Below are 10,591 nucleotides of genomic sequence, written 5' to 3' on the forward strand. Positions count from 1 at the left end.
TAGACACACCTTCAGCAAGCAGACGCCTCAACTAACCGGCTTTGTGATGTACTGAGACTCGGCATCTATCGCATATAATTTCCCGTCAGAACTCCCTATAAAGACGGTCTCATCAACAACTGTCGGCGACGATATGACCGTACTGTCGGCTTGGAAGATCCATTGTTGGTCGCCTGTTTCCGCATCGACCGCATATAGATTAGAATCAGTACTCCCGACGAAGGCGGTTCCATCAACCACAGTTGGCGACGAATTCGTATACTCACCAATTTCGAAGATCCACTGCTGGCTACCAGTTTCGACATCGACTGCGTAAAGATCACCGCTCCTATTTGTAACGAAGGCAGTGTTACCAACCACCGTCGGCGACGAACGGATCGCATCGCCGGTTTGGAAGACCCACTGTTGGTCGACGCTGAGTTCGGTCGACTGACTGGTATACCCCCGGTCGCGGTGGTGACCTAGTGTTCCAAGGAGTACACGAGAGTCCTCACTCGAGCCATCACCACCAGTATCCAGCGCGTAGAGATTGCCGTCCTCACTCCCAACGAAGACGGTTCCATCAACCACCGTTGGCGACGAGTGGACCTCATCGTCGGTTTGGAAGGCCCACTGTTGCTCGCCCGTTTCTACACTTACCGCGTAGAGGTTGCTATCCAAACTTCCAACAAAAACGGTGTTATCAACTACCGTCGGCGACGAAAAGACTCCACCATCAGTTTCGAAGACCCACTGTTGGTCGCCCGTTTCTAGATCTACCGCGTAGAGATCACCGGCGTTGGCACCATCCCCGACGAAAACGGTGCCATCAGCAACCGTCGGCGATGACGCGATCCCAGCACCGGTTTGGAAGGCCCACTGTTGCTCGCCTGTTTCCGCATCCACCGCGTAGAGATTACCATCCCAACTCCCGACGAGGACGGTCCCATCAACAACCGTCGGTGACGAAAAGATCCCCTCGGTTACGAAGGTCCATTGTTCGTTGCCTGTTTCCGCATCCACTGCGTAGAGAGTGTTGTCGTAACTGCCGACAAATACGGTTCCATCAACTACCGTCGGCGATGATTCGACTCCATCGCTGGTTTCGAAGGCCCACTGTTGCTCGCCCGTTTCCGCATCCACCGCGTAGAGATTATTATCATCACTCCCGACGAAGACGGTTCCATCAACAACCGTCGGCGACGACTTGACCGAATCACCGGTTTGGAAGGCCCACTGTGGCTCGCCCGTTTCCGCATCCACCGCGTAGAGATGGTTGGCGTAACTCCCGACGAAGACGGTTCCATCAACCACCGTCGGCGAGGATCTGACCGCAATGCGATTTTCGAAGATCCACTTTTGAGCACCCGTTTCTGTGTCTATCGCGTAGAGAGAACCGTCCACACTCCCGACGAAAACGGTCCCATCAACCACCGTCGGCGAGGATCTGACCGCATCGCCGGTCTCGAAGGACCACCGTTCGTCGCCGGGATCGGCAGAAACTGTGGTGGAAGCACCTGTATTGAGGATACCCAGTGTCGTGAGACCACTGACTGTCTGAAGAACCCGACGACGACTTGATCGGGGGCTTCCGGACCCCGGACCATCTCTCATATTCCCATGACTGTTTCCTAAGTTGATAAATCAACAGGTGAGTTGCTGAACTCAACATTTTTATTTTTCATAGTGGTTCTGACACCATGTAGGGTGGTTAGTACTGTGTGTCAGTGTGTAGATCATCTGTCTTGAGCGATCGGTGTTGGGTGTGTGAAGTCTTCTATGACACCCCCTCCCAAACACTGGCAAAGAGCATCGTCTTGAGGTTGCTTCCAGTAGACACACCGATACAGGCGGGTCCTCACACTGCCTCAGTGGAGGTTGAGTGTCGTCGCCTCGGTTGTCACCAACCTCGACGCGAGTGATAGAACACAATCTGGTGTGCTATGTGGGAGGTGACAGCGACGGAGCAGCTGGATGGGATTCACGGATGCCTCTAGCTACTAAGGCGTCACCGCATATCCCCCAAACCGGGCAACGTCTCACTCCCGATTCAATGTGAAGGTCGAACTCCACTACTGACGAAGCGAACTACCACTGAGTTGAATCGGTTTATACACTCGAAAACGGTCAATAGGTCATAGCTGAAAAGGACTGAAAAAATGGCACGCAGATAGAATCCACATTCCAGTGTCAAGATTTAACCGCACTGGGTTGGACGAGCAAACATCCCGACGTAGTCCCCATGTCTACTCAAACAACCTTTGATTATCGTGTTAATCGCGATCTCTTCTCGAATCACCATTTGGATGAGCACCTCCCGGAAACAGAAGCTTGGAACGAGATCGACGAGGAAGAGCTCCAAGCAGCGTACGACGATATCAAGCAACTCTGGGATGAGCAGAAGAGCACCGTTGAGCGGAGGAATGAGTCTCAGCTAGAGGAAAAGTTCGTCCGGCCGATGTTCCGGAAGCTTGGCATCCCATTTGAAGTCGAAGAATCAACGAGTGGGACGCAACGTCGGCCCGACTACGGCTTCTTCGAAACGGAATCAGACGCTACAGATGCGTTCAAACGACGCGAAGAAGGAGGTGATTTCTACAAGAACGCTGTCGCGGTTGCCGACGCCAAACGATGGGGTCGGAAACTGGACTCTCGTGGAGAGAAGAAACGAGATTACGAGAATCCGAGCCATCAAATCGATCAGTACCTCCGCTTTACTTCAACGACTTGGGGAGTGCTCACTAACGGGCAAAAGTGGCGCCTCTACTACAAACCGACCAGTCATAAGCTCGACTCATACTACGAGATCGACCTTCCAACAGTCCTTGAGACCGGCAATCTAGAGGAGTTCAAGTACTTTTACCTCTTTTTCCGGCACGAAGCCTTCGTTCCCGACGCGTCGGGTGACGCATTCCTTGACGACGTGTATGAGGAGTCCAATATTTTTGCGCAGGAATTGGGCCAAGATCTCCAGGACAATATTTACGAGGCGATTAAACTCCTTTCAGAGGGCTACCTTCAGTATCCGGAGAACGATCTTGACGAGGACGATCTCAGTCTGATCCACGACAGCTCGCTCATCTATCTCTACCGGATCATCTTCGTGCTCTATGCGGAGGCGGAAGGTCGTGACCTGCTGGACACGAATAACCAAATCTACGAATCTCGGTACAGTCTGAACCAGCTCAAACAGGAGGTTGCTGAAGAGCTTGAGAGTGGTGATCCAAAATATCGGGACTGGCAGGATGATTTACAGTCCCAACTGGACGAGCTCTTCATGCTCATCGACGAAGGAAGCAAGTCACAGGGGATCCCAGAAGACGATCTGTACATTCCAGCCTACAACGGCGGACTCTTTCGAACTAATCCTAGTGAATCTGGGAGTGAGGAGGCAAGATTCCTAGCGAACAACACAGTAGGTGACGAACACCTTGCTCGGGTCATTGAACTCCTCACGCGAAGTGAGAGCAGCAACGGTGCTGGGAAGATATTCGTCGACTATTCGTCGCTCGACGTTCGCCACCTCGGGAGTATCTACGAGGGTCTACTTGAGTACCAGCTCAACGTCGCTGACGAGCCATTAGCACTTGACGACGGTGAGTACGTTCTGGCCGGTGAAGGCAACGAGCTCGCCGTAGAACGCGGTGACGTGTACCTCACAACAGGCAGTGGTGAGCGGAAGGCAACCGGCTCATACTACACACCAGAGTATGTCGTCGAGTATATCGTCGAAGAAACCCTCAGTGGGCCAGTTGACCAGATTCGGAAGGACGTCGTGATGGACGAGGAGTATCAGGGCGGAGGATACGCAGACGAGTTTGCCGAGCGTATATTTGACCTGAAGATCCTCGACCCAGCGATGGGTAGTGGTCATTTCTTGACGAGTGTTGTTGACTACCTCGCACGGGCGATCATCACTGAGCAGAATCGGGAAGCCGACGAGAAAGGTGGGGATGCCATCAAAGACGAGCACGACATCAACTGGGCTCGGCGGAAGGTCGCACAACGGTGTATCTACGGTGTCGACATCAATCCGCTCGCGACAGAGCTCGCCAAGGTTTCGCTATGGCTCCGAACGCTTGCTACTGAGCAGCCACTGGCGTTCCTCGACCACCACTTGAAGACCGGTAACTCGCTTGTGGGGAGTGACATTCATGATGTGCTGATCGACGATGACGAGTCGAAGACAGACAAAGGCCAGTTGACGCTTGAACAGTCGTTCGCTCACACTCGAAAGCAGGCGTTGGACCACGTCATGGACCGATTCTCGGAACTTCTTGCGATCGATAACGAAACGCTTGAAGACGCCAAGGAGATGGAAGACGTGTACCAGTCAGTTCAGGGAGATCCCCTTTACCAGAAGCTTCTCTCGATGGCTAACGTTCATACAGTGAGTCAGTTCGGGCTGGATGTCCCCAGTGACGCTGACAAGCGGATGGCAGAGGCACTCCGTGCCAATTCATGGGAAAATGTTGAGAGACAAGATTGGTTCAAATCTGCGCAGAAGATGGCGAACGATGAACTCTTTTTCCACTGGGAACTGGAGTTCCCGGTCGCGTTCTACGATATTGATGGGAACCGAAAAGAGAATGCTGGGTTTGACGCAGTGATCGGGAATCCGCCGTACGTGCGCCAGGAGCAACTGTCTGCTTCCAAGGCATACCTTTCACAAAGATACAATTGCTACGACAGCGCAGCAGACCTCTACTCGTATTTTATAGAACGGGGACAGTCAATTCTTTGTGAAGGTGGCATGTTCGGCTATATCGTATCGAACAAGTTCATCCATGCTGATTACGGAGAAGGAATCAGACGTAGTCTCGCCAATAAAACATCAATTAGACAAATTGTAGATTTCCATTCCCTGCCAGTCTTTTCACGTGGGATTTCAGCCTATCCTGCTATTCTTCTGTTTCAAAACAGCCAACCGAAGTCCGATTCTATGGTTGAGATATGTGTAATGGAGAATCTGAATTTTGACCAGCTAGAGTCAGTTATTCAAGAACAGATATATGAAATTCCCCAACAATCACTCGACAGTCAGTCATGGAGTCTCCAGAGGAAGGAGATCAGAGAAATTCTATCGAAAATAAATGATTGCTCTGAGCCTCTTGAAAGCTATCTTGATCAACCACTCTACCGTGGTATCCTTACTGGATTAAATGATGCTTTTATTCTATCAGAGGAGGAGAAAGATAAAATCGATTATGATGGGAAACATTTAAAACAGCTCCTCCAAGGGAAAGATGTTCATCGGTATGAGGTAGAATATAATGGACGCTATCTAATTCGCATCCCATCAGGGTGGACTAAAAATGAGTCTGGAATAGCTGATGAAGCAGATGCTTGGAGTTGGTTCAAATCAGAGTTTCCGATTCTTGCGGACTATCTATCAGAATTTAAGCAGCAAGCAAAACAACGATATGATCGGGGAGAATTTTGGTGGGAACTCCGACCATGTGATTACTATGCTATATTCGAAGAAGAAAAGATAGTTTATCCTGTAATATCTAAAGGACCGAACTTCGCTTACGATGCCGAGGAGAGGTATATCAACGACAAATTATACGCTATTCCTGGAAAGGAATTTGACCTTCTAGGAATTCTCAACTCAAAGCTGATCCACTTCTGGCTACAATCTGAATTATCAGGGCTTAGAGGAGGATACCAAGAGTTCAGAGCAACACATGTCGAAAAGTTACCGGTTGTGACAGACATTGAAACAGCCGACAGAGTCAGCCAAAAAGTGTCTGATGAGATTGATTTTCGACAGCAACGAAACAATCTAAATCTCAAATTGCTTGATTACCTTGGCAATTATACCGAAGGTCCTGAGCTTCCGAGCATGGGAATTTTTCAGCCGACATCTGCTAGTATCCTTGACTCGACCACTGAAGAGTACGAAAAACTCCAAATTGAACGTACTCGGATAGAACGGGAAGAATCTCAAGTCATGATATACGCGACTGCTCGGTACAAGCCGGAAGACGAAGATAAGTTTGAAACCGACACATACGGCTATACCGAGACTGAGTACAAAGAAGCATTCACGCTCACCGATCTCTCGGACAAGGAAGCAACTCTTATTGAGGCTTTCGTCCCAGTCGCCGTCAAGAAAGCCGATGGATTCGCAAACTTCAGAGATAACGCCACAAAGACGAATTCGTTGATCGACCGGCTGAAAGCGATGACGCTCCCCGATATTGACGACGTCACCGACGATTTGGAGCGATACATCGAGGTCAAAGAACGCGCCGAAGAGCTCGACGAGAAGATCGAAAAGACGGACCGATTGATCGACGAGATCGTGTACGACCTCTACGACCTGACCGACGAAGAAATTGATATCGTGGAGTCAGCAGTTGCCGATGACTGACTACGAGGTCGGTGATCAAGTCACGTTTGCCGGTGGACGGGGAGAGATATCCAAGATCGAGCCACGTCCGAATGGTAGCCACTTACTCCACGTCTACACCAGTGAAGGTCAACTCCAAAAGCTCCCGAGTGGGCTTCCACATATCGAAAAGGTCGATTCAATCGTCGATCGACTTACAGCGAAACAGATTGACGATCCGGTCCACCACGACCTCCGAGAGCGCGCTACACTACTTGATCTCGCGTACCGGTACGACCGGTTCCTCTCACTAACGAACAACCGAATCGAGATTGAACCCTACCAAGTCAAGGCTGCTTACGAAATCCTCAATTCCTACGATCACCGTTATCTCATCGGTGACGAGGTCGGCCTTGGGAAGACCATCGAGGCAGGGATCGTTATTGAGGAACTCATCGCTCGTGGTCGGGCCGAACGTGTCCTCATTGTCGCTCCAGCACCCCTCACTGTCCAGTGGCAACAGGAAATGCGTGAGAAGTTCGACCGCAACTTCGTCATCTATGACCGCGACACGGTCAGAACACACCGGAAGTCACACCCGAACCAGAACGTGTGGCTCCAAGAAGACCTCATCATCACCTCGATTGACTTTGCGAAACAAGACGATGTACTCGAGGCACTGAGGAATCTGGAAGAGGAGTGGGATATCGCCGTATTCGACGAGGCACACCACCTTACAGCTCGTCGGTCGAGTGACGATACAATCGATCGAACACAGCGCTACAAAGTCGGCGAAGCAGTCGCTCACAACTCAGATGCGCTCTTGTTAATGACTGGCACGCCTCACAAAGGGAAATCCGACCAGTTCTACTTCCTGATCGATCTGTTGGATCCGTTCCGATTTGGTCACGAGTCGGATATCGATCCTGACGCTCTTGAGGACCTAATGATCCGCCGGCTCAAGGACAACATGTATGAGACCGATGGGACGAGAATGTTCCCTGAGAAGAACATTGAAGCACTTGGTGTCGACATGTCACCGGCTGAGCGCAAGCTGTACGACAGTGTGACCGAGTACATTCGAGAGTACTACAACCTCGCTCAGCAGGAAGAGAACCAGGCTGTCGGCTTCACGATGGTCATTTATCAGAAGCGACTCGTCTCGAGCATTTACGCGATCCGCAAATCGCTCGAAAACCGGATGCGTGCGATTCAAAGCGACGCTGTCGCCGAAGAGCTCCCCGAAGACGTCCAGCAACTGATTCCGCGCTATAGTACTGAGCCAGAGACGTTGACTGACGCAGAACGGACACGAGTTGAAGAGGAACTAGAAACGGTGACGCTTACTCAGAACCAGTCGCAGGTTCAGGCCGAGCTGGACCGTGTCAAAGAACTCTGGCAACAGGCGAAACAAATCAAGACAGATAGGAAGGCACAACTGCTCAAACAATTTGTCGACCGAGTTCTCGACGACGATCCTGACGAGAAAATTCTCATCTTCACTGAGTACACTGATACGCTCGAGTACCTCCGTGACGAGACTTTCGCCGGGTATGACGTGACACAGATATACGGCGACCTCGACCAGGCACAGCGACGTCGAGAGATAGCGCGGTTCGAGGAGGAAGCGAACCTCATGCTTGCGACCGACGCAGCACAGGAGGGGCTCAACCTACAGTTCGCCCACATCATGGTGAACTACGACCTACCGTGGAACCCGACCCGGATCGACCAGCGGATGGGTCGACTTCATCGATATGGTCAGGAACACACGGTTGAGATTCGTAATTTGTTCTTTAAGAACACTCGAGAGAGCGAGATCCTCAAGCTCCTCGTCGAGAAAATGAACCAGATCGAATCCGACCTGGGTATGCGATCGGACGTCCTCGGTCGGGTCCTCGAGGATGTTGATCTCGACCAGACGATTATGACCGCAATCGCTGAAGATCAGTCTCAGGACGAGGTGGTTGCGGACATCGAGCAAACGGTTAGAGAGCGAAAGGAAGCCCTTGAGACGGTTGAGAATGAGCTGCTCATTCGTGACCGGTTCGACCTCTCCGATGAGGACGAGGAAATCCTCGATGTGATTGACCGAAGTCAGCACGGTGATGTTAGTGAGGATGACATCGAGATCCTCGTGCGCGAGTTCTTTGACGAGTTCGGAGGCGACATTAGAGGCGTCCGTCCCGGACCTGCTCGCTCTGAGGGCGATATCTTCCAGCTTGAGGTGCCGAACGTGCTCTCTGGGGGCCAAGTCTCTGGACAGTACGAACAGGCCACATTCACACGGAAGGTGGCTCGGGAGCAGGACGACGTCGAATTTATCGCGTTGGACCATCCACTAGTTCAGTCGCTCATCGATTTCTGTCTCGAATCGGATCGCCTCCAGGGAGACATTACGGTCAAGGTCGCAGCCGAAGAGGAGTCCGCACCGGGAATTTGTTTCACGTACCGGCTGGGCTACGTCTCCGGAGCCGGAGATGCTGTCACGGAGAAGCTAGCCAGGTTGTACGTCACCACAGACCGGAAGATAACGAACGAGAGGCCAAAGTACGTCGACACATTATCGCCTAGTGAGGTCACCCGGTCACAAGAGCTGGACCAGTTGGCTCCGATAGCCGAGGAGCTCCACAGTGTCGCCGAGATGCGGGCATGGGATGAAGTTGAATCGTTTGCGAAGGAAGCTCGCGAAGATCGTGAGCGCGAAGTTGAGATCAAACGAGAGCACGCCAAGCGATACTTCGAGGAAGAGATCGAGACCTGGGAGGAACGTCTGGAGCAGTACGAGGCACAAGATGGCCCGAACAAAGACATGTCGGCACCCATCGGGAACGCGAAACAAGAACTAGACAAGCTTCGACGTGAACGTGAAGTCGAACTCTCGCGTCTGGATGAGGAGCAGCATGTCACCCCAGAAGAGCCCGAACTCGTAACAGCAGCTTTCGTCATCTCAGAAAACTAGTGCGATAGGCGTGAGGAGAGGGAGGGGCGTACATACTCACGACACGGCGGAGATGGGGGAGTCTCTGAGGTAAAACATTCCTGTCTAACCGGCAATCAAATGACACCCCCTACATGTCGATTCAATAGGCCATTCCAGTTCTCGTTCTTAACCAGATACAAGCAGTATTTGCTCCATATTCGCTAATAGTTATCATTGTGGTTTATTTATCGTCAGATATGAATGACACATATGCCCAGCGGAATCGGACTTTCTGCGACCGAAGACACCGTCGAACAAGTCTTGACTCGGAACTATCGATACACCGTCCCTGACTACCAACGTCGATATTCTTGGCAAGAAGAACAGTGGGCAGCACTATGGGCGGACTTGAATTCAATTCAAGAGAATTCCACACATTTCCTTGGTTCTGTCGTACTCATTGAGCGCTCGGGAGGTCTTAATGAGTTGAACAAACTGGAGATCGTTGACGGCCAACAACGAATTGCGACGATTACAGTCGTTCTCTCTTTGATGAGAGAAAAATACTATGAGATGGGAGAATCTGAGCAGGCGGAGGATATTGAGAACAAGTATCTCAAGAAGAGGGATCTCGATCGGAATGAGTATCAGAACCTCACACTCAGTACTTTCGATAATCCGGATCTCAAGAAGGTGATTGAGCGTGATTATAATAAGATGGATGATGGGCAACTACGGGAAGCTGTCCAATTCTACGTTAAAAAGCTGGAGAGCCTTGATGTCGACAAACTTGATACACTCAGAAAACGCCTTCTTGCCTCAGTTACGCTCGTATCAATTCGATGTGAGGGTGAACAGTCAGCGTTCCGCCTCTTTGAGACATTAAACGATCGTGGGATGGAACTGTCGTCCGTCGATCTCATGAAGAACTACACTTTCAGCAAAGCAGCGAGTGCCTCAGATTCCGAGATTAGTTACGAGAAAATCCAGGAGGACTGGGAGCGACTCATCAAGACACTCATGCCGAATATGAGCCAACCGAGCCGGTTCTTCCGTCATTACATAATGTCCGCGGCCGAACCAGACTACGATGGCGATGTATCCGACTACAAGCTCTATGATGAGTACCAGAAAATAGTCGATTCGAAACTCCCTGATTCGGGAATATCTCTGAACGAGTATGTCGAGGAACTAGCTGACAAAGCAGAGCTCTATGCGAAAATACTCAATCACGAGATTGACATGTATGATGACGATGGGAACGAAGCAATCAATTCCAAACTCGAAGACTTAGAGATTAGGCTCTGGTGAATCGCCAGAAGGCGTTTGATTTCACTGGTTTACGGCTCGCTTGA

4 protein-coding genes are annotated in these 10,591 nt (G+C 51.0%); 3 read left to right on the forward strand and 1 reads right to left on the reverse strand.

The features are described 5' to 3' along the window. Positions 1–27: 27 nt before the first annotated feature. On the reverse strand, positions 28–1,593 hold the full coding sequence (locus DQW50_RS17230) for a PQQ-binding-like beta-propeller repeat protein (protein ID WP_112080489.1): 1,566 nt from the start codon (positions 1,591–1,593) through the stop codon (positions 28–30). A gap of 628 nt (positions 1,594–2,221) precedes the next feature. On the opposite strand from DQW50_RS17230, the gene DQW50_RS17235 reads away from it, so the two are divergent. From DQW50_RS17235 to DQW50_RS17245, 3 genes are all read left to right on the forward strand, one after another. Next, positions 2,222–6,355 carry an Eco57I restriction-modification methylase domain-containing protein gene (locus DQW50_RS17235; RefSeq protein ID WP_112080490.1) on the forward strand — a complete coding sequence of 1,378 codons (4,134 nt, stop codon included), beginning with the start codon at positions 2,222–2,224 and terminating at the stop codon, positions 6,353–6,355. Beyond that, positions 6,348–9,275 carry a DEAD/DEAH box helicase gene (locus tag DQW50_RS17240; protein ID WP_112080491.1) on the forward strand — a complete coding sequence of 976 codons (2,928 nt, stop codon included), beginning with the start codon at positions 6,348–6,350 and terminating at the stop codon, positions 9,273–9,275. Before DQW50_RS17235 ends, DQW50_RS17240 begins: the two co-directional genes overlap by 8 nt. Before the next feature lie 231 nt (positions 9,276–9,506). Then, positions 9,507–10,547 (forward strand): DUF262 domain-containing protein, encoded by a 1,041-nt coding sequence (locus DQW50_RS17245; protein WP_157964899.1) that lies wholly within the window; start codon positions 9,507–9,509, stop codon positions 10,545–10,547. Positions 10,548–10,591 lie beyond the last annotated feature (44 nt).

Source organism: Halorubrum sp. 48-1-W (assembly GCF_003287355.1).
Lineage (GTDB): Archaea > Halobacteriota > Halobacteria > Halobacteriales > Haloferacaceae > Halorubrum.